This window comes from Bradyrhizobium sp. NDS-1, assembly GCF_032918005.1.
In the GTDB taxonomy this organism is placed as follows: domain Bacteria; phylum Pseudomonadota; class Alphaproteobacteria; order Rhizobiales; family Xanthobacteraceae; genus Bradyrhizobium; species Bradyrhizobium tunisiense.
Genome location: NZ_CP136628.1, coordinates 3,458,527 through 3,478,320, shown reverse-complemented (window position 1 = coordinate 3,478,320; position 19,794 = coordinate 3,458,527). Strand labels below are relative to the sequence as shown.

Annotated in this window: 29 protein-coding genes and 1 pseudogene; 3 read left to right on the top strand and 27 right to left on the bottom strand. The window is 63.6% G+C overall.

The window, feature by feature from the left end:
• Positions 1-64 precede the first annotated feature (64 nt).
• A complete protein-coding gene (locus tag RX330_RS16280; protein WP_317243635.1) occupies positions 65-1,684 on the top strand; it encodes an OprO/OprP family phosphate-selective porin in 1,620 nt (539 codons plus the stop codon).
• A gap of 171 nt (positions 1,685-1,855) precedes the next feature.
• On the opposite strand, the gene RX330_RS16275 is transcribed toward RX330_RS16280, so the two are convergent.
• Positions 1,856-2,233 carry a winged helix-turn-helix transcriptional regulator gene (locus tag RX330_RS16275; RefSeq protein ID WP_212092194.1) on the bottom strand — a complete coding sequence of 126 codons (378 nt, stop codon included), beginning with the start codon at positions 2,231-2,233 and terminating at the stop codon, positions 1,856-1,858.
• 135 nt (positions 2,234-2,368) lie between these two features.
• Between RX330_RS16275 and RX330_RS16270 the strand changes: the two genes are divergently transcribed.
• Positions 2,369-3,382, top strand: coding sequence for a zinc-binding alcohol dehydrogenase family protein (locus RX330_RS16270; protein WP_317243634.1), 1,014 nt, complete (start codon positions 2,369-2,371; stop codon positions 3,380-3,382).
• A gap of 108 nt (positions 3,383-3,490) precedes the next feature.
• Here the strand turns inward: RX330_RS16270 and RX330_RS16265 are convergent, their stop codons facing one another.
• Positions 3,491-3,787, bottom strand: a complete 297-nt coding sequence (locus tag RX330_RS16265) for a DUF1330 domain-containing protein (protein ID WP_212092196.1) — start codon at positions 3,785-3,787, stop codon at positions 3,491-3,493.
• Between the two features lie 8 nt (positions 3,788-3,795).
• Positions 3,796-4,585, bottom strand: a pseudogene (locus RX330_RS16260) (SDR family NAD(P)-dependent oxidoreductase).
• A gap of 196 nt (positions 4,586-4,781) precedes the next feature.
• Here RX330_RS16260 and RX330_RS16255 point away from each other — a divergent pair.
• On the top strand, positions 4,782-5,759 hold the full coding sequence (locus RX330_RS16255) for a Bug family tripartite tricarboxylate transporter substrate binding protein (RefSeq protein WP_317243633.1): 978 nt from the start codon (positions 4,782-4,784) through the stop codon (positions 5,757-5,759).
• Positions 5,760-5,835: 76 nt separating this feature from the next.
• On the opposite strand, the gene rplQ is transcribed toward RX330_RS16255, so the two are convergent.
• From rplQ to rplB, 24 genes are all read right to left on the bottom strand, one after another.
• Positions 5,836-6,252 (bottom strand): 50S ribosomal protein L17, encoded by a 417-nt coding sequence (rplQ, locus tag RX330_RS16250; RefSeq protein WP_018322277.1) that lies wholly within the window; start codon positions 6,250-6,252, stop codon positions 5,836-5,838.
• 162 nt (positions 6,253-6,414) lie between these two features.
• Positions 6,415-7,446: a DNA-directed RNA polymerase subunit alpha gene (locus tag RX330_RS16245; RefSeq protein ID WP_063195091.1), complete on the bottom strand. Its 1,032-nt coding sequence runs from the start codon at positions 7,444-7,446 to the stop codon at positions 6,415-6,417.
• A 108-nt stretch (positions 7,447-7,554) separates the two neighbouring features.
• Entirely contained in the window at positions 7,555-7,944 is a 390-nt protein-coding gene (rpsK, locus tag RX330_RS16240; protein WP_007603045.1) for a 30S ribosomal protein S11, read from the bottom strand.
• Positions 7,945-8,075: 131 nt separating this feature from the next.
• Positions 8,076-8,444, bottom strand: coding sequence for a 30S ribosomal protein S13 (gene rpsM / locus RX330_RS16235; protein ID WP_008549231.1), 369 nt, complete (start codon positions 8,442-8,444; stop codon positions 8,076-8,078).
• A 184-nt stretch (positions 8,445-8,628) separates the two neighbouring features.
• Positions 8,629-9,495, bottom strand: coding sequence for an adenylate kinase (locus RX330_RS16230; protein WP_212092199.1), 867 nt, complete (start codon positions 9,493-9,495; stop codon positions 8,629-8,631).
• The gene (locus RX330_RS16225) at positions 9,492-10,703 is read right to left on the bottom strand and encodes a preprotein translocase subunit SecY (RefSeq protein WP_317243632.1); all 1,212 of its coding nucleotides are present in this window, start codon (positions 10,701-10,703) and stop codon (positions 9,492-9,494) included. Before RX330_RS16225 ends, RX330_RS16230 begins: the two co-directional genes overlap by 4 nt.
• Complete coding sequence (gene secY / locus RX330_RS16220) at positions 10,700-12,031, bottom strand: preprotein translocase subunit SecY (RefSeq protein ID WP_212092201.1); 1,332 nt, start codon at positions 12,029-12,031, stop codon at positions 10,700-10,702. Before secY ends, RX330_RS16225 begins: the two co-directional genes overlap by 4 nt.
• Positions 12,032-12,179: 148 nt before the next feature.
• Positions 12,180-12,665, bottom strand: coding sequence for a 50S ribosomal protein L15 (gene rplO, locus RX330_RS16215; RefSeq protein ID WP_317243631.1), 486 nt, complete (start codon positions 12,663-12,665; stop codon positions 12,180-12,182).
• 75 nt (positions 12,666-12,740) lie between these two features.
• Positions 12,741-12,935: a 50S ribosomal protein L30 gene (gene rpmD / locus RX330_RS16210; RefSeq protein ID WP_011088137.1), complete on the bottom strand. Its 195-nt coding sequence runs from the start codon at positions 12,933-12,935 to the stop codon at positions 12,741-12,743.
• A gap of 24 nt (positions 12,936-12,959) precedes the next feature.
• Positions 12,960-13,550 carry a 30S ribosomal protein S5 gene (gene rpsE / locus RX330_RS16205; protein ID WP_015685409.1) on the bottom strand — a complete coding sequence of 197 codons (591 nt, stop codon included), beginning with the start codon at positions 13,548-13,550 and terminating at the stop codon, positions 12,960-12,962.
• 44 nt (positions 13,551-13,594) lie between these two features.
• Positions 13,595-13,957: a 50S ribosomal protein L18 gene (gene rplR, locus RX330_RS16200; RefSeq protein ID WP_027520949.1), complete on the bottom strand. Its 363-nt coding sequence runs from the start codon at positions 13,955-13,957 to the stop codon at positions 13,595-13,597.
• A gap of 11 nt (positions 13,958-13,968) precedes the next feature.
• Positions 13,969-14,502 carry a 50S ribosomal protein L6 gene (gene rplF, locus RX330_RS16195; RefSeq protein WP_212092202.1) on the bottom strand — a complete coding sequence of 178 codons (534 nt, stop codon included), beginning with the start codon at positions 14,500-14,502 and terminating at the stop codon, positions 13,969-13,971.
• 16 nt (positions 14,503-14,518) lie between these two features.
• Entirely contained in the window at positions 14,519-14,917 is a 399-nt protein-coding gene (rpsH, locus tag RX330_RS16190; protein WP_007603034.1) for a 30S ribosomal protein S8, read from the bottom strand.
• Between the two features lie 14 nt (positions 14,918-14,931).
• Positions 14,932-15,237 (bottom strand): 30S ribosomal protein S14, encoded by a 306-nt coding sequence (gene rpsN / locus RX330_RS16185; RefSeq protein WP_212092203.1) that lies wholly within the window; start codon positions 15,235-15,237, stop codon positions 14,932-14,934.
• Positions 15,238-15,284: 47 nt separating this feature from the next.
• A complete protein-coding gene (gene rplE / locus RX330_RS16180; RefSeq protein ID WP_018322267.1) occupies positions 15,285-15,842 on the bottom strand; it encodes a 50S ribosomal protein L5 in 558 nt (185 codons plus the stop codon).
• A complete protein-coding gene (gene rplX, locus RX330_RS16175; RefSeq protein WP_007603031.1) occupies positions 15,835-16,149 on the bottom strand; it encodes a 50S ribosomal protein L24 in 315 nt (104 codons plus the stop codon). Before rplX ends, rplE begins: the two co-directional genes overlap by 8 nt.
• The gene (gene rplN / locus RX330_RS16170) at positions 16,149-16,517 is read right to left on the bottom strand and encodes a 50S ribosomal protein L14 (RefSeq protein WP_007603030.1); all 369 of its coding nucleotides are present in this window, start codon (positions 16,515-16,517) and stop codon (positions 16,149-16,151) included. Before rplN ends, rplX begins: the two co-directional genes overlap by 1 nt.
• Before the next feature lie 83 nt (positions 16,518-16,600).
• Positions 16,601-16,849 carry a 30S ribosomal protein S17 gene (rpsQ, locus tag RX330_RS16165; RefSeq protein WP_007603028.1) on the bottom strand — a complete coding sequence of 83 codons (249 nt, stop codon included), beginning with the start codon at positions 16,847-16,849 and terminating at the stop codon, positions 16,601-16,603.
• A 13-nt stretch (positions 16,850-16,862) separates the two neighbouring features.
• A complete protein-coding gene (gene rpmC / locus RX330_RS16160; protein WP_026202715.1) occupies positions 16,863-17,069 on the bottom strand; it encodes a 50S ribosomal protein L29 in 207 nt (68 codons plus the stop codon).
• A 5-nt stretch (positions 17,070-17,074) separates the two neighbouring features.
• Positions 17,075-17,488, bottom strand: a complete 414-nt coding sequence (gene rplP / locus RX330_RS16155; RefSeq protein ID WP_008136349.1) for a 50S ribosomal protein L16 — start codon at positions 17,486-17,488, stop codon at positions 17,075-17,077.
• A gap of 30 nt (positions 17,489-17,518) precedes the next feature.
• The gene (rpsC, locus tag RX330_RS16150; protein WP_129268065.1) at positions 17,519-18,244 is read right to left on the bottom strand and encodes a 30S ribosomal protein S3; all 726 of its coding nucleotides are present in this window, start codon (positions 18,242-18,244) and stop codon (positions 17,519-17,521) included.
• A 17-nt stretch (positions 18,245-18,261) separates the two neighbouring features.
• A complete protein-coding gene (gene rplV, locus RX330_RS16145) occupies positions 18,262-18,648 on the bottom strand; it encodes a 50S ribosomal protein L22 (protein ID WP_008136353.1) in 387 nt (128 codons plus the stop codon).
• A 10-nt stretch (positions 18,649-18,658) separates the two neighbouring features.
• Positions 18,659-18,937, bottom strand: a complete 279-nt coding sequence (gene rpsS / locus RX330_RS16140; RefSeq protein ID WP_008136357.1) for a 30S ribosomal protein S19 — start codon at positions 18,935-18,937, stop codon at positions 18,659-18,661.
• A gap of 12 nt (positions 18,938-18,949) precedes the next feature.
• The gene (gene rplB / locus RX330_RS16135; RefSeq protein WP_018322265.1) at positions 18,950-19,783 is read right to left on the bottom strand and encodes a 50S ribosomal protein L2; all 834 of its coding nucleotides are present in this window, start codon (positions 19,781-19,783) and stop codon (positions 18,950-18,952) included.
• Between the last annotated feature and the right edge of the window lie 11 nt (positions 19,784-19,794).

Genomic DNA, 19,794 nt, shown 5'->3' with positions numbered 1-19,794 from the left:
TAGGCTCTCCGCCAGCGACTTATCACGGACTTTGGGAAAGTTCGTCAAACGATGGAGGCGTAACGTGAGCAGGAGCAGAACAAGAATTGCAGCCACGGCGATCGGTCTCGCCGGCGCGCTGGCGGCCTCGCAGGCCCAGGCCCAATCGGCAAGCAGCAGCGAGCAGGAGATTGCCCTGCTCAAGCAACAGTTGAAGATGCTGGAGCAAAAGCTCGACAAGCTCCAGAGCCAGACCGCCGCGAACACGGCGGCCACCGCGAAGGCCAAGGCCGAAGCGAAGGCCGAGGCCAAGGCCGAAGCGCGCTCGGAAGCAAAGGCCGCAGTTGCCAACGCCAATGCCGCGATCCCCGTCAAGGGACCGGCGCCGGCCTCCGGCGTCGTCGTGACGATGCCGAACAACCGGCCGACCATTTGCACCGCCGACCAGGCGAACTGCGTCGCCATCACCAGTCGCCTGCACTGGGATGTGGGGGGCTATGACTACCGTCCCAACACCGCAGCGACCGTGCCGCAGAAGCTCGACAGCGGCCAGAACGTTCGCCGCGCGCGCATCGGCGTCACCGGCAAGTTCTTCAACGACTGGAATTTTGCGCTGGTCTACGATTTCGGTGGCTCGTCCGATGGATTTGGCGGCGCCGCGCCGGGATCTCTCCCGGGCGGTGGCCTCTCCGGTGTCGAGAACGCTTATCTCAGCTACACCGGTCTGAAGCCGTTCGGCGGACGGATGGCGATCGAGGCCGGCATCATGGACCTGCCCTACACCCTGGACGAGGCCACGAGTTCCAACGACATCATGTTCATGGAGCGCGCCTCGCCCGGCGTGATCGCCACCAACATCGCCGCAGGCGACTTTCGCTCCGCAGCCGGTGCGCGCTGGTACAACGACCAGCTCTGGATCGGCGGCTATGTCACGGGACCGTCGACGGGTGCGATCCACTCCGCCTCCAGCGCGACGCCGGCGGGCACGAGCGAGCAATATGGCGCCGTGGCGCGCGTGGCCGGCAATCCGATCAGCGCCAAGGACTACTCGGTGCATATCGGCGCCAATGCGCAATGGCTGATCCAGCCGCCGCGCAATCTGATCGCAAACACGCAGACGGTCACACTCAGCGATCGTCCGGAACTGCGGCTTGATCCGACGACGCTGATCTCGACCGGCGCCATCGCCAACGCTTCGGGCGCGCAGGTCTACAGCATCGAGGCGGCGGCGACCTATGGGCCGCTCATCGTCCAGGGCGAGTACTTCTGGTACAATGTCGACCGCACCGCCAATACCGGCGTTCCGCTGGTCGGCGCGCCGAGCCTCAAATTCCAGGGCGGCTACGCGCAGGCCGGCTACGTGCTGACGGGCGAAGGCCGGAGCTACAATGCGGCGAACGCGGCCTATCACGGCGTCAAGCCGGCACATCCGTTCTCGCTCGACGGCGGCGGCTGGGGCGCGTGGGAGATTGCGGGACGCTTCTCGACCATCGATCTCAACGATCAGCTCGCGACCGCGAGCGGTGTCGCCGGCGGCCGGCAGACTGTCTATACGCTCGCGCTCAATTGGTACGTCAACGGCAACGTCCGTTTCATGCTCGACTACCTGCACGGAACGGTGTCGCGGCAGGCCTCGCCGATCTCGACCGCAAACGTCGGCTCGAAGTTCGACGCCGTCGCGATGCGAACGCAGTTCGCGTTCTAGGCAAACTCGTCGTCCCGGGGCGCGCGCCAGCGCGAACCCGGGGCCATCACCACAGGATGGAGTTTGGCGAAGACCCGGAGTTGCCGGGTCGCGCTAAAACTTCGCCCTGTGGATACGGATGACGCGTCCGGGGGGATGACACCAAGCTTGAGGAACGCGCTCCTCGATCATCTATGCCGCGCGCTTCGGCTTCTTCACGACCACCGGCGCCGGCGCGCAGGACAGTCGCTGCTGATGGCTCTCGCCCCAGGCCTTGAGGATATCGATCACCGGCCTGAGGCTCTCGCCGAGCTCGGAGAGGCAATACTCCACCCGCGGCGGCACCTCGGCATAGACCTTGCGGATGACGAGCTTGTCCTCCTCCAGCGCGCGAAGCTGTTTCGTCAGCATGCGCTGGGTGATGCCGGGCATGCGGCGGCGCAATTCGCCGAAACGCTGGGTGCCGCTCTGCAGGTGATAGAGGATGACGCCCTTCCACTTGCCGTCGATCAGGTCCAGCGTCGCCTCGACCGAGCAGCCCGGGCGCCGGGCAAAATCGCGCCGCTTCATGCGTGTTTTCCCAATAGTATCCAAACGGGGACTATATCCCCGAATTTACAGTACTTGCCAAATCGGAGCCAGAGCGACAGTTAGCAGGACAGGCGCATGTCCCCAAGCTGGGCGCCCATCTGATGGAGACAAACCATGAAGGCCATCGGCTACAAGAAATCGCTTCCGATCGAGGACGCGGATTCGCTGATCGATTTCGAGACCGCAAAACCCGAGCCCAAGGGGCGCGACATCCGCGTCGCCGTGAAGGCGATCTCGGCCAATCCGGTTGATTACAAGGTACGCAAGCGCGCCGCCCCGCCCGCGGGCGAGACCAAGATCTTGGGTTATGACGCGGCCGGCGTGGTGGACGCTGTCGGGCCCGAGGTCTCTCTATTCAAGCCGGGCGACGAGGTGTTTTACGCCGGCTCGATCCTGCGCCAGGGCACCAATGCCGAATTCCATCTCGTCGATGAACGCATCGTCGGCAACAAGCCGAAGTCGCTCTCGTTTGCTCAGGCAGCCGCCCTCCCCCTGACCTCCATCACCGCCTGGGAACTGTTGTTCGACCGGCTCGGCGCCGTGCCGGGCAAGAGCCTCGATCCGCGCACGCTGCTGATCACCGGCGGCGCCGGTGGCGTCGGCTCGATCCTGATCCAGCTCGCGCGCCGCCTCACCGGGCTGACGGTGCTCGCGACCGCAACGCGGCCGGAATCGCAAAAATGGTGCCTCGATCTCGGCGCGCATGCCGTGATCGACCACGGCAAGCCGATGAAGGAGCAGATCGAGAAACTAAAGCTGCCGCCGGTCGCATTGGTGGCGAGCCTCACCTTCACGGACCAACACTACAAGGCCATCGCCGAGTTCATGGCGCCGCAGGGCCGGTTCGGTCTGATCGACGATCCACCGGAGTTCGTCATGAGCACGTTCAAGGGCAAGGCGATCTCGGTGCACTGGGAATCCATGTTCACCCGCTCCTCGTTCCAGACGCCGGACATGATCGCGCAGCATCATCTGCTGAACGACGTCGCCGACCTCATCGACAAGGGCGTCTTGCGCACCACGCTTGACCAGACATTTGGCACGATCAACGCAGCAAATCTCAAACGCGCGCATGCGCTGCTCGAAAGCGGCAAGTCGCGCGGCAAGATCGTGCTGGAGGGATGGTAGGCGAAGGAGTCGCAGGGTGGGCAAAGGCGCACTTGCGCCGTGCCCACCACCTCTCTCGGTTGCTAAAAAATGCGTGGGCACGCTGTCGCTTTGCCCACCCTACGGCAGCTAGGCTTCCGGCACGCCCTCGACGAACAGCAGCCGCCGCTCCAGCGCCGTCTGCCGCAGCTTGAGCGCCTCGGCATATTCCGGCGAGGCGTACCATTCCTTCAGCCTCGCCATCGAAGGGAATTCGACGATCACGATGGCCTTCGGCGGAAGATTGCCCTCCGCCAGTTCGGCCTTGCCGCCGCGGACGAGATAGCGCCCGCCGTACTGCGCGATCGTCTTCGCGGCGAGCGTTCGATAGGCCTCAAATCCATCGAGATCGCGCAATTCGACTTCCGAGATCACATAGGCTGTCATGCGCTGCCTCAGGCGATCGTATTCACGATGCCGCCCTCCGCGCGCAGCGCCGCGCCGTTGGTGGCAGAGGCTTCCTTCGAGGCAACGTAAACCACCAGGTTGGCGATCTCATCGACGCTGGCGAAGCGCTGAATCAAGGAGCTCGGGCGATGCTGCTTGACGAAATTGGCCGCGGCCTCGTCCACGGACTGTCCGTTTTGCTTCGCGAGATCCTTCACGAAGGTCTCGACGCCCTCCGACATGGTCGGGCCCGGCAACACGGAATTGACGGTGACGCCGGTGCCACGCGTGAGCTGCGCGAGGCCGCGCGCGACCGAGAGCTGGGCCGTCTTGCTCATGCCGTAGTGGATCATCTCGACGGGAATGTTGAGCCCGGACTCCGAGGAGATGAAGACGATGCGGCCCCCAATTGCGCTTGAGCATGCCCTTCATGTAGGCCCGCGACAGCCGCACGCCGCTCATGACGTTGACCTCGAAGAAGCGACTCCAGTCCTCGTCCGGGATGTCGAAAAAATCCTTCGGCTCGAAGATGCCGGCATTGTTGATGAGGATGTCGACATCAGGCAGCGCCGCAACGAGCGCCTTGCAGCCTGCCGCGGTCGAGACGTCGGCAGCGATGCCGCGCACCTTGGCGCCCGCCCCTTCAAGCTTGCGGACGGCGGCGTCGACCTTGTCCTGGCCGCGGCCGTTGATCACGACGCTGGCGCCGGAAGCGGCGAGGCCCCTGGCAATGGCGTGGCCGATGCCGGCGGTCGAACCGGTCACGAGAGCAGTTTTCCCGGAAAGCTCGATGTTCATGTAATATCTCCATCAGATCGATGACGGGGATATCGGACGCGGTGGACTTCGCCGCAATCGGCGCTCACCAATCAGTGAGACGATCTGTTCCGGCAGCAATTTGGTTCTCACGCCCCCGGCTCGTCCGCAGGTGGAATGATTATTGCTAAGCCAGATCCGAACATCATTGCTCATGCGAACACGGAAGGACCAAGCGATGAAGAGAACCGCCCTCGCTGTTGCGCTCGGGTTTCTCGGCCTGATGGGCGGCAATTCGCTCGCGCCGGCACAAGCAGTCTATCCGGAAAAATCGTTGCAATTGATCGTCCCCTTTCCGCCGGGCGGCGCCTCTGACGTGGTCGCGCGCATCATCGGCGGCGAACTGGAGACGCGGCTCGGCAAGCCCGTGCTCATCATGAACCGTCCCGGCGGCGGCACCACGATCGCGGCCAAGGAAGTCGCGCGCGCGGCGCCCGACGGATACACCCTGTTCTTCAGCTCGAACTCGAGCTTCACGCTGCCGGCGGCCGTGAAGGAAAGTGTGCCGTACGACGCGGCGAAGGATTTCGAGCCGCTCGGCCAGGTCGGCAAGATCACGCTGGTGCTGGTCACCTACAAGGACAACCCGATCAAGGACGTGGCTGCGCTCGTCGCCGAGGCGAAGGCCAATCCCGACAAGCTGTCGCTCGCTTCCTTTGGCGTGGCGACCGTGTCGCATTTTGCCGGTGAGCTGTTCAAATCGGCCGCCGGGATCAAGATGGTCCACCTGCCCTACAAGGGCAGCGCGCCGGCCATGAACGACCTGATCGGCAAGCACATCCAGTACCACGTCGACACGGTGATCGCCGTCAAGCCGCAGATCGAGGCCGGCACCGTCAAGGTGCTCGCGGTGTTCTCGGGCAAGCGCACGCCTTTCCTGCCCGACGCGCCGACGCTCGCCGAGCTCGGCTACGGCAACATCGATTTCGCCTCATGGGGCGCCGTCGTCGCTCCCAAGGGTCTGCCGCCGGCCATTCACGACAAGCTCTCGTCGACCCTGGAGGGGACGATCAACAATCCCTCCGTAGCCGAGCGCTTCGCCAAGGTCGGCTTCGAGCCCGGCTTCGCGCGTTACAGCGATTGGCCGGGCGCCATCGGCAAGGAGACCGTTGAAATGAAGGCGATCGCGCAAAAGGCGGGGATCAAGGAAGACTAGTCCCGCGGGGAATCGACCTGTACCGGAAACAAAAACGGCGCCCGAGGCGCCGTTTTCAATTCATATGCTGAGTGGCTTACGCCGCCTCGGCTTCCTTTTCCTGCACCGGACCGGAATCCTGGCCCTTGGCATCGACGTCGCGATCGACGAACTCGATCACGGCCATCGCGGCATTGTCGCCGTAGCGGAAGCCAGCCTTGATGATGCGGGTGTAGCCGCCCTGGCGATCCTTGTAGCGGGGCGCCAAGACGTCGAACAGCTTCTTGACCTGGTCCTTGTCGCGCATCTCGGAGATCGCCTGGCGGCGCATGGCGAGGCCACCCTTCTTGCCGAGGGTGACGAGCTTCTCGACGATCGGACGAAGCTCCTTGGCCTTGGGCAGCGTGGTGACGATCTGCTCGTGCTTGATCAGCGCGGCGCACATGTTGGCGAACATCGCGCGGCGATGCTCGGCCGTGCGGTTGAGCTTCCGATGAACCTTGCCGTGACGCATGTGTGTAGTCCTTTTTCGATTGTGTCGCGGTGGTTCAGCGACTGGTTTTCAGGTGGGCTTCCTGCGTTCGCCCTGTCAGTCATTCCGGACGGCGCGAAGCGACGATCCGGAATCTCGAGATTCCGGGTTCGGCTCTGCGAGCCGCCCCGGAATGACGAATGCTCAGTAATGATCTTCGAAGCGCTTGGCGAGCTCGTCGATGTTCTCCGGCGGCCAGCCCGGCACTTCCATGCCGAGATGCAGACCCATCTGGGCCAGCACTTCCTTGATCTCGTTCAGCGACTTGCGGCCGAAGTTCGGGGTGCGGAGCATCTCCGCCTCGCTCTTCTGCACGAGATCGCCGATGTAGACGATGTTGTCGTTCTTCAAGCAGTTGGCTGAACGCACCGACAGCTCGAGCTCGTCCACCTTCTTGAGGAAGGCCGGGTTGAAGGCGAGGTCCGGGATGATCTCCTGGGCGACTTCCTTGCGCGGCTCTTCGAAGTTGACGAACACGTTGAGCTGATCCTGCAGGATGCGGGCAGCGTAAGCCACCGAGTCATCCGGCGAGATCGCACCATTGGTCTCGATCGTCATGGTCAGCTTGTCGTAGTCGAGGATCTGGCCCTCGCGGGTGTTCTCGACCTTGTAGGAGACCTTGCGAACCGGCGAGTACAGGCTGTCGACCGGGATCAGGCCGATCGGCGCATCCTCGGGGCGGTTGCGCTCGGCGGGCACGTAGCCCTTGCCGGTCGCAACCGTGAACTCCATGCGAATCTCGGCGCCCTCGTCGAGGGTGCAGATCTGCAGGTCCGGGTTGAGCACCACGACGTCGCCGACAGTCTGGATGTCGCCGGCGGTGACGACGCCCGGGCCGGACTTCTTCACGACCATGCGCTTGGGGCCCTCGCCCTGCATCTTGATCGAGATGTCCTTGATGTTGAGCACGATGTCGGTGACGTCCTCACGGACGCCCGCGATCGAGGAGAACTCGTGCAGGACGCCGTCGATGTGCACCGACTGCACCGCCGCGCCCTGGAGCGAGGAGAGCAGGATGCGGCGCAGCGCGTTGCCGAGAGTCTGGCCGAAGCCGCGCTCGAGCGGCTCGGCGACGATGGTCGCGAAGCGGTTCGAATCGCTGCCCGGCGTGACCTGGAGCTTGTTCGGTCGAATCAGTTCTTGCCAATTTTTCTGGATCGTCACTGTTTCACCCATACAGGCCAGTCATACTGCGATTGCAGATACTGGCGTTGGAGAAAGGCCGCAGATTCCCGCGGCTTTGCAAAAAACAATCGCGGGCGCCGATGCGCCCGCAATTTCGTATCAAACGCGCCGACGCTTGCGGGGACGGCAACCGTTGTGCGGGATCGTGGTCACGTCACGGATCGAGGTGACGGTGAAGCCTGCGGCCTGGAGCGCGCGGAGCGCCGATTCACGGCCCGAACCGGGACCGGCAACTTCGACTTCCAGCGTGCGCATGCCGTGCTCCTGCGCCTTCTTGGACACGTCCTCGGCGGCAACCTGCGCGGCGTAGGGGGTCGACTTGCGCGAGCCCTTGAAGCCCATCGTGCCGGCGGAGGACCAGGCAATCGTGTTGCCCTGCGCGTCGGTGATGGTGATGGTCGTGTTGTTGAACGACGAGTTCACATGCGCGACGCCGGAGGCGATGTTCTTGCGCTCACGACGACGAACGCGGGTGGCTTCCTTGCCCATTGAGTACCTTTCCTGGAGATCTCGAACGCCGCCGTAATGCCAGCGGCTACACCTGTGGAAGCGAATAGCGGTAGCGAGTGGCGAATAGGGAGACGTCCCTACTCGCCACTCGCTACTGCGAATTCGCCAGTTTACTTCTTCTTGCCGGCGATGGCCTTCGCCGGACCCTTGCGCGTACGCGCATTGGTGTGGGTGCGCTGGCCGCGCACCGGCAGACCGCGGCGATGACGCAGGCCGCGATAGCAGCCGAGGTCCATCAGACGCTTGATGTTGATGCCGACCTCGCGGCGCAGGTCGCCCTCGACGAGATAGTCGCGGTCGATCACTTCGCGGATCTGGAGCACTTCGGCATCGCTGAGCTGATTGACGCGACGATCCACGGGGATCTTCACCTTCTCCAGGATCTCGCCGGCGATCTTCTGACCGATGCCGTGGATGTACTGGAGCGCGATCAGCACGCGCTTGTTGGTGGGAATGTTCACGCCGGCAATACGGGCCAAGGCCTTCTCTCCTGTCGCCGATCCTCGTCAGGATCGGGCTTAAGTGCTTGTGTTCTCGGGCAGGTGTTCACAAACGCGAACACGACGCCCACCCCCGGTCTTCCTGGGGCCCGGCATCGTCTGAAACTATCCGACTTGGATGCGGGGCTTATTAGGGGATTCCAGGGGCTTTCGTCAACCGCTGCTAGCGTTTGGCTCGCTTTTTCGTGACCTTTTTTGCAGCCTTCCTGGCACCCTTTTTGTGGGCCTTCTTGGCTGCCTTTTTCACCGCTTTCTTGACGGTCTTCTTGCCGGCCTTCCTGGCCGCCTTCTTGGGGCCCTTCACAGCCTTTTTGGCCGATTTGGCGCTCTTTTTGGCCGTTTTCGCCTTTTTGGCTGCTTTCCCGGCCACCGTCTTTCCCGCCCTGGCCTTCTTGGCCGGCGCAGCCTTGGCCGCGCTCTTGGCCCGGGTCTTGGGCTCGACCGCCCCCAGTGCCAGCAGCTGGCGATGGATGGCGCGGGTGACCTCGTCGATGGCCATCATACCGTCGATGGTCGAAAGCTTCCGCCGCTCGGAATAGTAGTGAATCAGCGGTTCCGTCTGATTCCGGTAGCTGGCCAAGCGCTTGGTCAGAACTTCCGGGGTGTCGTCGAGCCGGACCTCTTCTCCGCGCTCCCGCATCTGGGCAACGCGGGTCTCGACACGACTCAGAAGCGCGCTCTCGTTGACGCGAAGCTCGATCACGGCGTCCAGCTTGAGATGCTTGTGCTTGAGCAACTCGTCCAGCGCCTCGGCCTGCGGCACGGTGCGCGGGAAGCCGTCGAGGATGAAACCGTTCTTGGCGTCCGGCTGGTCGATCCGGTCGGAGATGATTCCGACCACGACCTCGTCGGGCACGAGGCCGCCGCTGGCCATGATCTCCTTGGCCTTCAGCCCGACCGGCGTCCCCGCGGCAACCGCCGCACGCAGCATCTCGCCAGTGGAGAGCTGGACGATGCCATAGCGCTGCACCAAGAGCTGCGCCTGGGTCCCCTTGCCCGACCCCGGCGGTCCCAGAAGTATAATTCTCATCGGCGTACGCCCCCCGGATTGGTGAGCGATACGTCGCGCACCTGTGTTTTGATATCAAGAGCGGTGCAAACCACAACCAGCGCCGCACCACCATTGACGATCATACTATAAGGCAGACCGATCCCGTAAAGGTCGAACACCTGCGGAATCAACTGCAATGCCGTCAGGTAGACGGCTCCGACGACCGTCGTCAATGATACGACGCGATCGAGATAGCCGGCCGTAGCTTCGCCAGGCGCCACACCGGGAATTGTGCCGTCATGCTGCGCCAGGGATTTGGCCGTGTGCTCGGGATCGACAACGTAGGCGGTGTAGACGAAGGCGAGCAGGAATACGGCGATCGACACCAGGATCATGTGCGCCGGCTGGCCCAGTTGGAGATGCCGGTACGCCGCGACGACCAGCGGATGATCGCCGCCCAGGACGAAGCCGGCAAAGGCAAGCGGTAGAAAGAAAGTCCACGGCGCAACGGTGACCGGAATCAGGAATCCGGCGCTGTTGAGCTTGATCGGCAGCACGGCATCGCGCCCCGGCAATTGCCGCGCGCCGACATCGCGCGCCCCGAACTCGACCCTGATATTTCGCCGTGCGCCTTCGACAAGCACGATCACGGCGACGGTCACGACCCAGAACACGGCGTGGATGAACACGAGATTGCCCGAGAGCGCCCCGCTCCGCACGACATCGGCGATGCCGGCGACGTCTCGCGGCAGGGAGACGAGCATGCCGACGCTCAAGATCAGCGCCAGGCCGTTGCCGATCCCGTAGCGGGTGATCTGCTCGCTCAGCCACACCAGCAGGAAGACACCACCAACCATCGAGGCCGTGGCGGTCATCACGAACCAACCGTCGGGATTCCTGACGAGCTCGGGAAAGGAAATCAGCGTGGACGCGATGCCGTACGCCTGAAAGGCAGCAAGAGCCAGCGTGAGGCCGAGCGTGACACGGACGAGCTTGCGCCGGCCCGCATCGCCCGACCGCTCGAGCGAACTCAGGCCGCGCCACACCACGGACAGCAACCGGAGAAAGATCGCCGCGGTCAGATAGGGAATGAGGCCGGGCGAAAAGAGCGACAGGCGGTCGTTGAAGCCGGGCAACGACGCCAGGCGAGAAGCATCCAGCCCCGGGATCGGGATCTGTGTGCCGAGCCTGAAAAGGAGCAGCGCGCCAATCGTGAAAGCGATCCGGCGCGCGAGCTCCCTGCTCATCTACGGCGGCCGCGCAGCTTCGACTTGCGGATCAGGCCTTCGTACTGATGCGCCAGCAGATAACCCTGCACCTGCGCCACCGTGTCCATGGTCACGCTGACGACGATCAGCAGCGAGGTGCCGCCGAAGTAGAAAGGCACCGAGGCGTAGGAGATCAGGATCTCCGGGATCAAGCAGACGATCGCCAGATAGATCGCACCTAGCACCGTGACGCGCGAGAGCACGTAGTCGATATATTCCGCGGTGCGCTCGCCGGGACGGATGCCCGGTATGAAGCCGCCGTGCTTCTTCAGATTGTCCGCGGTCTCGGTCGGGTTGAACACGATCGCGGTATAGAAGAAGGCGAAGAACACGATCAACGCCAGATACATGATCAGGAACAGCGGACGGCCGTGGCCGAGCTGGGTGGTGATCCACTGGAACCATTCCGGCCCACTGCCTGCGTTGAAGTTGGCGACCGTGGTCGGCAGCAGCAGCAGCGAGGATGCGAAGATCGGCGGGATCACGCCGGAGGTGTTGAGCTTGAGCGGCAGATGCGAGGACTGGCCCTCGAACATTTTGTTGCCGACCTGGCGCTTCGGATACTGGATCAGGAGGCGACGCTGCGCGCGCTCCATGAACACGATGAAGGCGATCACGGCGACCGCCATGATGATGACGACCAGGATCAGGCCGGTCGACATCGCGCCCTGACGGCCGAGCTCGAGCATGCCGGCGAGCGCCGCCGGCAGCTCGGCGACGATGCCTGCGAGAATGATCAGCGAAATGCCGTTGCCGATGCCGCGCGAGGTGATCTGCTCGCCGAGCCACATCAGGAACATGGTGCCGCCGGTCAGCGTGACAGAGGTCGAGAGCAGGAAGAACAATCCGGGTTCGCTGACGACATTGCCGGCGCCCTGAAGTCCTACCGCGATGCCGTAGGACTGGAACGCGGCCAGAATCACCGTGAGAAAGCGGGTATACTGATTCAGCGTCTTGCGGCCGGCTTCGCCTTCCTTCTTCAGCGCCTCGAGCTGCGGCGAGACGGTGGTGAGAAGCTGGATGATGATCGAGGCCGAAATGTACGGCATGATGTTCAGCGCGAAGATCGCCATGCGGTTGATGCCACCGCCGGCGAACATGTTGAACATGCCGAGGATGCCGCCGGCCTGCGAGCGGAACACCTGTTCCCAGGCGCTCGGGTCGATACCGGGCAGCGGAATGTAGGTCCCGAGCCGATAAACGAGCAGCGCACCCAGGGTGAACCAGATGCGCTTCTTCAGTTCGTCGGCCTTGGCAAACGCGCCGAAATTGAGATTGGCTGCCAGTTGTTCCGCTGCAGAGGCCATCTTGGACTTTCTCCCGCCGCCTATTGCGCCGTCATGCCCGCGGCCGGGCTACTCTCGCGGACGCCGGACATTATCTGGGGCTCGGCTTCGATAAGTCCACGTTCCGCATGCGTAAAGGCCCGCGAGCTGCGGGCCGATGACGCAGTTGTTACGCCGCCTCGCCTTCTTCCTTGGCAGGGGCGAGGATCTTCACCGAGCCGCCGGCCTTCTCGACCGCGGCGATCGCGGTCTTGGTGGCGCCGTGCACTTCGATGTTGAGCTTGGACTTCAGCTCGCCGCGGCCGAGCAGCCGCAGGCCGGCCTTGGCGCGGCGCAGCACGCCGCCCTTCACCAGGGCCTCGACGTTCACGACACTGCCGGCGTCGATCTTCTTGGCATCGACCGCTTCCTGGAGCCGGTCGAGATTGATCTCGGCGAACTCGACGCGGAAGATGTTGTTGAAGCCGCGCTTTGGCAGACGGCGATGCATCGGCATCTGACCGCCTTCGAAACCCTTGATGCGCACGCCCGAACGCGCGGTCTGGCCCTTGCCGCCGCGGCCGGCCTGCTTGCCCTTGCCCGAACCGATGCCGCGGCCGACGCGCATACGCTTCTTGCGCGAGCCGGCGTTGTCGGCGATATCGCTGAGCTTCATCGCCCTTCTCCTTGTGTCTTGCGCATGATCTTCGCCGAGGAACGGTGCCCGCTCTTCGGGATCATGCGCCTTTGCTTACTTCTCGTCGACGATGCGGACGAGATGGTGAACCTTCTCGATCATGCCGCGGACCGCCGGGGTATCGGGCAGTTCGCTGGTACGGCCGATCTTGTTGAGCTTGAGCCCGATCAGCGTCGAGCGCTGCGAGTGATGGCGGCGGATCGCGCTGCCGGTCTGCTCGAGCTTGATCGTCTTTGCGGCCTTGGCCATGGGAGTCTACTCCGAAAGCTTCCGTTAGTCGGCAGCCGCCTCGGCATCGCCACCGATACGGCGCGACTGGAGGGTGGACACCTTGATGTTGCGGCGGGCTGCGACCGAACGCGGCGAATCCTGATGCTTCAGCGCGTCGAAGGTCGCGCGCACCATGTTGTACGGGTTCGACGAGCCGATCGACTTCGCCACCACGTCCTGGACGCCGAGCGTCTCGAACACGGCGCGCATCGGACCGCCGGCGATGATCCCGGTACCGGCCGGAGCTGCACGCAGGTAGACACGGCCCGCGCCATGACGGCCGGCGATGTCGTGATGGAGGGTGCGGCCCTCGCGCAGCGACACGCGGGTCAGGTTGCGCTTGGCGGACTCGGTGGCCTTGCGGATCGCTTCAGGCACTTCGCGCGCCTTGCCGTGACCGAAGCCGGCGCGGCCCTTCTGATCGCCGATCACGACCAGCGCGGCGAAACCGAAGCGCTTACCGCCCTTGACGACCTTGGCCACGCGGTTGATGTGGACCAGCTTGTCGACGAACTCGCTGTCGCGCTCCTCGCGCTGCTGACGGTCACGTCCGCCGCGTTGATCGCGTCCACCACGTTGTTCGCGTTCTGCCATTTTTCCAATCCTTCAGAGGCTTACGCCTCAATCCTCAAATTCCGTTAGAAGTTCAGCCCGCTCTCACGCGCTGCATCGGCAAGAGCCTTGACGCGCCCGTGATAGAGGTAGCTGCCGCGATCGAACACGACTTCCTTGACGCCCTTCTCGGCGGCGCGCTCGGCCAGCAGCTTGCCGACCGCCTTCGCCGCATCGATGTCGGCGCCGGTCTTGCCGCCGTCGCGCATCGACTTCTCGAGCGACGAGGCAGAGGCCAGCGTCTCGCCCTTCAGGTCGTCGATGACCTGGGCATAGATGTGCTTGGACGAGCGGAACACCGACAGACGCGGACGACCACCACCGGAACGGCGCAGCTTCAGCCGCACACTCCGCTTGCGCCGGGCATTCGTAACCTTGGCTTTCGACATGACCGGCTCCGTTACTTCTTCTTGCCTTCCTTGCGGAAGATGAATTCGCCAACATACTTCACGCCCTTGCCCTTGTAGGGCTCCGGCGGACGATAGGAGCGAATCTCGGCGGCGACCTGGCCGACACGCTGGATGTCGCTGCCTGTCACGGTGATTTCGGTCGGCTTCGGCACGGTGATCGTGATCCCTTCCGGGATCGCGTAGACCACGTCGTGGCTGTAGCCGAGCGCGAGCTGCAGGTTCTTGCCCTGCATCGCGGCGCGGTAACCGACGCCGGTGATTTCGAGCTTCTTCTCGAAGCCCTTGGTGACGCCTTCGACCAGATTCGCGACCTGGGCGCGAGCGGTACCGTACAGCGCGCGCGCGCGGTTGGTCTCGACCCGCGGATTCACCTTCACCTGGCCGTTCTCGAGCTTCACCTCGACGTCGTCATGGACGACGAACTGAAGCTGGCCCTTCGGACCCTTCATCTTGACGGTCTGCCCATCGACGGTCGCGGTCACACCCGACGGAACCGGAATAGGCCTTTTGCCAACTCGTGACATGGCTCAAAAATCCTTCTCAGAACACCGTGAAGAGAACTTCACCGCCCACGTTCGCTTCACGCGCACTGTGGTCGGCCATGATCCCCTTCGGCGTCGACAACACGGAAATGCCGAGTCCGTTGTTCACACGCGGCAGGTTCTTCACCGAGGCGTAAACGCGACGCCCGGGCTTGGAGACACGTTCGATCTCGCGGATGACGGGCTCGCCGTCGAAATACTTCAGCTCGATCTCGATCTCGCTGCGGCCTGAGGAATGCTCGAGCGTGGCGTAACCACGGATGTAGCCCTCGCTCTTGAGGACCTCGAGCACGTTCTCGCGCATCTTCGAGCCAGGCGTGGAGACCTTGTTCTTGGAGCGCATCTGCGCGTTGCGGATACGGGTGATCAGATCGCTGATTGGATCGTGCGTAGACATCTAAACGACCCTCCTTACCAGCTGGACTTCACGAGGCCCGGGACCATGCCCTTGGAGCCAAGTTCGCGCAGCGCGATACGGGACAGCTTGTTCTTGCGGTAGTTCGAGCGCGGCCGGCCCGACAGCTCGCAACGCAGGCGGATGCGGGTCGCCGACGAATTGCGCGGCATCTCTGCAAGCTTCAGGGTCGCGGCGAACCGCTCCTCCATCGGCAGCGTCTTGTCGGCGATGATCGCCTTCAACCGCGCGCGCTTCGGGGCGGCGTTCTTCGCCATCCGCTTGCGCCGGTTGTTCTTCTCGACTGAACTCTTCTTTGCCATGCTTGGCTCCTGGGTATCCGCGTTTGAGAGGCTTTTAGGTCAGCGTCTCACTGCCGGAACGGGAAATTGAAAGCGGTCAACAAGGCCCTCGCCTCTTCGTCGGTCTTGGCCGTGGTGCAGACGGTGATGTCCATGCCGCGGGCTTCGGTGACCTTGTCGAAGTCGATCTCGGGGAAAATGATGTGCTCCTTGATGCCGAGCGAGTAGTTGCCGCGGCCGTCGAAGCTCTTCGGGTTCAGGCCGCGGAAGTCGCGGACGCGCGGCAGCGCGACCGTCACCAGGCGATCGATGAACTCGTACATGTGGGCCTTGCGCAGCGTGACCTTGCAGCCGATCGGCTGGTTCTCGCGCAGCTTGAAGGTCGCGATCGCGATACGCGAATAGGTCACGATCGCCTTCTGGCCGGCGATCTGGGTCAGCTCGGCAGCAGCGGTCTCGGCCTTCTTGCGGTCGTTGACGGAATCGCCAACGCCCATGTTCAGCACGACCTTGTCCAGGCGAGGAACCTGCATGACGTTCTCATAACCGAACTTCTCGGTCATGGCCGTGCGGATCTTCGCATCGTATTCCGCGCGCAGGCGCGGGGTGTAAGCGGCCTCAGCCATCGATCTCAGCTCCCGAGCTCTTGGCGATGCGGACCTTCTTGCCGTCCGCCAGAATCTTGAATCCGACGCGGGTCGGCTTTCCGTCCTTGCCGACATACGCGATGTTGGACAGTTGGATCGGCGACTCCTTCGAGATGATGCCGCCCTCCTGGGCCTGCGTCTGCTTCTGGTGACGCTTGACCATGTTGATGCCGCGCACGAGCGCCGTGCCGGCGTCGGGACGCACTTCGAACACTTCGCCGGTGCGGCCCTTGTCGCGACCGGTCAGCACGACGACCTTGTCGCCCTTGCGGATCTTCGCAGCCATCACAGCACCTCCGGCGCGAGCGAGATGATCTTCATGTGGTTCTTCGCGCGCAGCTCGCGCGGCACGGGCCCGAAGATACGGGTGCCGACCGGCTCGGACTGGTTGTTGATCAGGACGGCGGCGTTGCGGTCGAAGCGGATGACCGAACCGTCGGCGCGGCGAATGTCCTTGCGGACGCGCACCACGACGGCCTTCATCACGTCCCCCTTTTTCACCTTGCCACGCGGAATCGCTTCCTTGATCGAAACGACGATGATGTCGCCGATCGTGGCGTAGCGGCGCTTGGAGCCCCCGAGCACCTTGATACACATGACACGGCGTGCGCCAGAATTATCGGCCACGTCGAGGTTGGTCTGCATCTGAATCATTGATGCACCTCGTCCTCTTCTATTTGCGCCAGCCCAGCCGGCGCTCAACATTTCCCTGAAGTCAGTCGGCTAAAGCCAACAGATCAGGCGCTTTTCTTGTGTTCGCCCCGGATCACGACCCAGCGCTTCAACTTCGAAATCGGCTTCGATTCCTCGATCCACACCATGTCGCCCGGCTTGAACTCGTTGCTCTCGTCGTGCGCGTGGTAGTTCTTCGAACGGCGGATCGTCTTCTTGTAGATCGGGTGCGTGAAGCGGCGATCAACGCGCACCACGATGGTCTTGGCCTGCTTGTCGCTGACGACCACGCCCTGCAAAGTACGTTTCGGCATCTTCGTAAGCCTCTTACTTCTTCTTCGCGCGCGTCTGCGCGGCGACGGTCTTGATCCGGGCGATGTCACGGCGGGCCTCGCGCAGGCGCGAGGTGTTCTCGAGCTGCCCGGTGGCGCGCTGGAAGCGCAGATTGAAGCGCTCCTTCTTCAGGTTCAGGACGGCGTCATCCTGCTGGTCGGGGCTCATCGCGCGGATGTCTTCGATCTTCATCTGGGCCATGGCCATTACTCCGCAATGCGCTCGACGAAGCGCGTCTTGATCGGCAGCTTGGCGGCCGCCAGGGTCAGCGCCTCACGCGCCGTCTGGGTGTTGACGCCGTCGATCTCGAACAGCACCCGGCCCGGCTTGACGCGCGCGACCCACAATTCCGGCGAACCCTTGCCGGAGCCCATGCGGACTTCGGCCGGCTTCTTCGACACCGGAACGTCCGGGAACACGCGAATCCAGACGCGGCCGGCACGCTTCATGTGGCGGGTCAGCGCGCGGCGGGCGGCCTCGATCTGGCGCGCGGTGACGCGCTCAGGCTCAGTCGCCTTCAGGCCGAACTGGCCGAACGCCAACGTCGCGCCCGAAGACGCAACGCCGTGGATGCGGCCCTTGTGCGCCTTCCGGAACTTCGTTTTCTTAGGTTGCATCATGGCTTCAAGCCCTCAAATTCTCAGTGCGGATCAGGCCGCAGCGTTGTCACGGCGCCCACGGCCACCGCGATCACCACCACCGCTGGTCTCGCCTTCGGCCATTCTCTTGTCCTGGGCCATCGGATCGTGCTCGAGGATCTCGCCCTTGAAGATCCAGACCTTGACGCCGCAGGTGCCGAAGGTCGTGAACGCGGTCGCAACGCCGTAGTCGATGTCGGCGCGCAGCGTGTGCAGCGGCACGCGACCCTCGCGGTACCACTCCATGCGCGCGATTTCCGCACCGCCCAGACGGCCCGAGCAGTTGATGCGGATGCCTTCCGCGCCGAGACGCATCGCCGACTGCACGGCGCGCTTCATGGCGCGGCGGAACGCCACGCGGCGCTCCAGCTGCTGCGCAATCGACTCGGCCACCAGCGTCGCATCGAGCTCCGGCTTGCGGATTTCGACGATGTTGATGACGACGTCGGACGAGGTGATGTCCGCGACCTTCTTGCGCAGCTTGTCGATGTCCGCGCCCTTCTTGCCGATCACCACGCCCGGACGGGCCGAGTGGATGGTGACGCGGCACTTCTTGTGCGGACGCTCGATCACGATGCGGGCGACGGCCGCCTGCTTGAGCTCCTTGTGCAGGATCTCACGGATCTTGACGTCCTCGTGCAACAGCTTGCCGTATTCCTGCTTGCCGGCGAACCAGCGGGAATCCCAGGTACGGTTGATGCCGAGACGCAGACCGATCGGATTGATCTTTTGACCCATCGTGTTCTCCTGCGCCCTTAAGCGGCTGCTTCGGCTTCGACCTGACGAACGATGATCGTCAGCTGCGAAAATGGTTTGTAGACACGGCCCGAGCGGCCACGGCCGCGAGCGGCGAAGCGCTTCATCACGAGGCCGTTGCCGACGAAGGCCTGCGCCACGACGAGATCGTCGACGTCGAGGTCGTGGTTGTTCTCGGCGTTGGCGATAGCCGATTCCAGGCACTTCTTCACGTCCACAGCGATCCGCTTGCGCGAAAACTGCAGATCGGCGAGCGCAGCAGCCGCCTTCCGGCCGCGAATGAGCTGGGCGACCAGGTTGAGCTTCTGCGGGCTCACCCGCAGCATCCGGGCGACCGCCTTGGCCTCGTTCTCGGCGAGGCTCCGTTCGCGCTTAGGTTTGCTCATCGTTCAATCCTCAAGCCTTCTTGGCTTTCTTGTCGCCGGAGTGGCCATGGAAGGTCCGGGTCGGCGAGAACTCGCCGAACTTGTGACCGACCATTTCCTCGTTGACGGCCACCGGCACGTGCTTCTGACCGTTGTAGACGCCGAAGGTCAGGCCGACGAACTGCGGCAGGATCGTCGAGCGACGGCTCCAGATCTTGATGACGTCGTGACGGCCGGACGCGCGGGCGGCATCTGCCTTCTTGAGCAGAGAACCCTCGACGAACGGGCCTTTCCAGACTGAACGAACCATGTCCGGCGTTCCTTACTTCTTCCGCTTGTGGCGGCTTAGGAGAATGAATTTGTTGGTCGACTTGTTGGTACGGGTCTTCTTGCCCTTGGTCGGCTTGCCCCACGGGGTGACCGGGTGGCGGCCGCCCGAGGTACGACCTTCACCACCGCCGTGCGGATGGTCGATCGGGTTCATCGAGACACCGCGGTTATGCGGCTTGCGGCCCAGCCAACGATTACGGCCGGCCTTGCCGATCGAGGTGTTCATGTGATCCGGGTTCGACACCGCGCCGATCGTGCCGCGACAACGGCCGTGCACGAGGCGCTGCTCGCCCGAATTCAGGCGGATGATCACGTAGTCCTGATCGCGGCCGACGAGCTGGGCATAGGTGCCCGCCGAACGGGCGAGCTGGCCGCCCTTCCCGATCTTGACCTCGATATTGTGGATGATGGTGCCGACCGGCATGTTGCCGAGCGGCATGACGTTGCCCGGCTTCACGTCGACGTAGTTGCCGGCGATGATGGTGTCACCCACGGCCAGGCGCTGCGGCGCCAGGATGTAGGCTTGCTCGCCGTCCTGATACTTGATCAGCGCGATGAAGCCGGTGCGGTTTGGATCGTACTCGAGACGCTCGACGGTCGCGGGAACGTCGATCTTCTCGCGCTTGAAATCCACGGTGCGCAGTGTCTTCTTGTGACCACCGCCGCGGAAGCGCACGGTAATGCGACCGGTGTTGTTACGACCGCCCGAGGAGTGCTTACCCTCGGTGAGCGCCTTAACCGGCTTGCCCTTGTAGAGGGCCGAACGATCGACCATGACCAGCTGGCGCTGGCCCGGCGTCGTAGGATTGAATGTCTTCAGTGCCATCGTCGTACGAC

What these genes read in the sequence shown, in the direction of transcription:
- RX330_RS16275 (WP_212092194.1), bottom strand. Translation starts at nt 2,233, where the DNA reads ATGAAGCGGCGCGATTTTGCCCGGCGCCCGGGCTGCTCGGTCGAGGCG.
- RX330_RS16270 (WP_317243634.1), top strand. Translation starts at nt 2,369, where the DNA reads ATGAAGGCCATCGGCTACAAGAAATCGCTTCCGATCGAGGACGCGGAT.
- RX330_RS16265 (WP_212092196.1), bottom strand. Translation starts at nt 3,787, where the DNA reads ATGACAGCCTATGTGATCTCGGAAGTCGAATTGCGCGATCTCGATGGA.
- RX330_RS16255 (WP_317243633.1), top strand. Translation starts at nt 4,782, where the DNA reads ATGAAGAGAACCGCCCTCGCTGTTGCGCTCGGGTTTCTCGGCCTGATG.
- rplQ (WP_018322277.1), bottom strand. Translation starts at nt 6,252, where the DNA reads ATGCGTCACGGCAAGGTTCATCGGAAGCTCAACCGCACGGCCGAGCAT.
- RX330_RS16245 (WP_063195091.1), bottom strand. Translation starts at nt 7,446, where the DNA reads ATGGGTGAAACAGTGACGATCCAGAAAAATTGGCAAGAACTGATTCGA.
- rpsK (WP_007603045.1), bottom strand. Translation starts at nt 7,944, where the DNA reads ATGGGCAAGGAAGCCACCCGCGTTCGTCGTCGTGAGCGCAAGAACATC.
- RX330_RS16230 (WP_212092199.1), bottom strand. Translation starts at nt 9,495, where the DNA reads ATGAGAATTATACTTCTGGGACCGCCGGGGTCGGGCAAGGGGACCCAG.
- RX330_RS16225 (WP_317243632.1), bottom strand. Translation starts at nt 10,703, where the DNA reads ATGAGCAGGGAGCTCGCGCGCCGGATCGCTTTCACGATTGGCGCGCTG.
- secY (WP_212092201.1), bottom strand. Translation starts at nt 12,031, where the DNA reads ATGGCCTCTGCAGCGGAACAACTGGCAGCCAATCTCAATTTCGGCGCG.
- rplO (WP_317243631.1), bottom strand. Translation starts at nt 12,665, where the DNA reads ATGAAGCTCAGCGATATCGCCGACAACGCCGGCTCGCGCAAGAAGCGT.
- rpmD (WP_011088137.1), bottom strand. Translation starts at nt 12,935, where the DNA reads ATGGCCAAGGCCGCAAAGACGATCAAGCTCGAGCAGACCGGCAGCGCG.
- rpsE (WP_015685409.1), bottom strand. Translation starts at nt 13,550, where the DNA reads ATGGCAGAACGCGAACAACGTGGTGGACGCGATCAACGCGGCGGACGT.
- rplR (WP_027520949.1), bottom strand. Translation starts at nt 13,957, where the DNA reads ATGTCGAAAGCCAAGGTTACGAATGCCCGGCGCAAGCGGAGTGTGCGG.
- rplF (WP_212092202.1), bottom strand. Translation starts at nt 14,502, where the DNA reads ATGTCACGAGTTGGCAAAAGGCCTATTCCGGTTCCGTCGGGTGTGACC.
- rpsH (WP_007603034.1), bottom strand. Translation starts at nt 14,917, where the DNA reads ATGTCTACGCACGATCCAATCAGCGATCTGATCACCCGTATCCGCAAC.
- rpsN (WP_212092203.1), bottom strand. Translation starts at nt 15,237, where the DNA reads ATGGCAAAGAAGAGTTCAGTCGAGAAGAACAACCGGCGCAAGCGGATG.
- rplE (WP_018322267.1), bottom strand. Translation starts at nt 15,842, where the DNA reads ATGGCTGAGGCCGCTTACACCCCGCGCCTGCGCGCGGAATACGATGCG.
- rplX (WP_007603031.1), bottom strand. Translation starts at nt 16,149, where the DNA reads ATGGCTGCGAAGATCCGCAAGGGCGACAAGGTCGTCGTGCTGACCGGT.
- rplN (WP_007603030.1), bottom strand. Translation starts at nt 16,517, where the DNA reads ATGATTCAGATGCAGACCAACCTCGACGTGGCCGATAATTCTGGCGCA.
- rpsQ (WP_007603028.1), bottom strand. Translation starts at nt 16,849, where the DNA reads ATGCCGAAACGTACTTTGCAGGGCGTGGTCGTCAGCGACAAGCAGGCC.
- rpmC (WP_026202715.1), bottom strand. Translation starts at nt 17,069, where the DNA reads ATGGCCCAGATGAAGATCGAAGACATCCGCGCGATGAGCCCCGACCAG.
- rplP (WP_008136349.1), bottom strand. Translation starts at nt 17,488, where the DNA reads ATGATGCAACCTAAGAAAACGAAGTTCCGGAAGGCGCACAAGGGCCGC.
- rpsC (WP_129268065.1), bottom strand. Translation starts at nt 18,244, where the DNA reads ATGGGTCAAAAGATCAATCCGATCGGTCTGCGTCTCGGCATCAACCGT.
- rplV (WP_008136353.1), bottom strand. Translation starts at nt 18,648, where the DNA reads ATGAGCAAACCTAAGCGCGAACGGAGCCTCGCCGAGAACGAGGCCAAG.
- rpsS (WP_008136357.1), bottom strand. Translation starts at nt 18,937, where the DNA reads ATGGTTCGTTCAGTCTGGAAAGGCCCGTTCGTCGAGGGTTCTCTGCTC.
- rplB (WP_018322265.1), bottom strand. Translation starts at nt 19,783, where the DNA reads ATGGCACTGAAGACATTCAATCCTACGACGCCGGGCCAGCGCCAGCTG.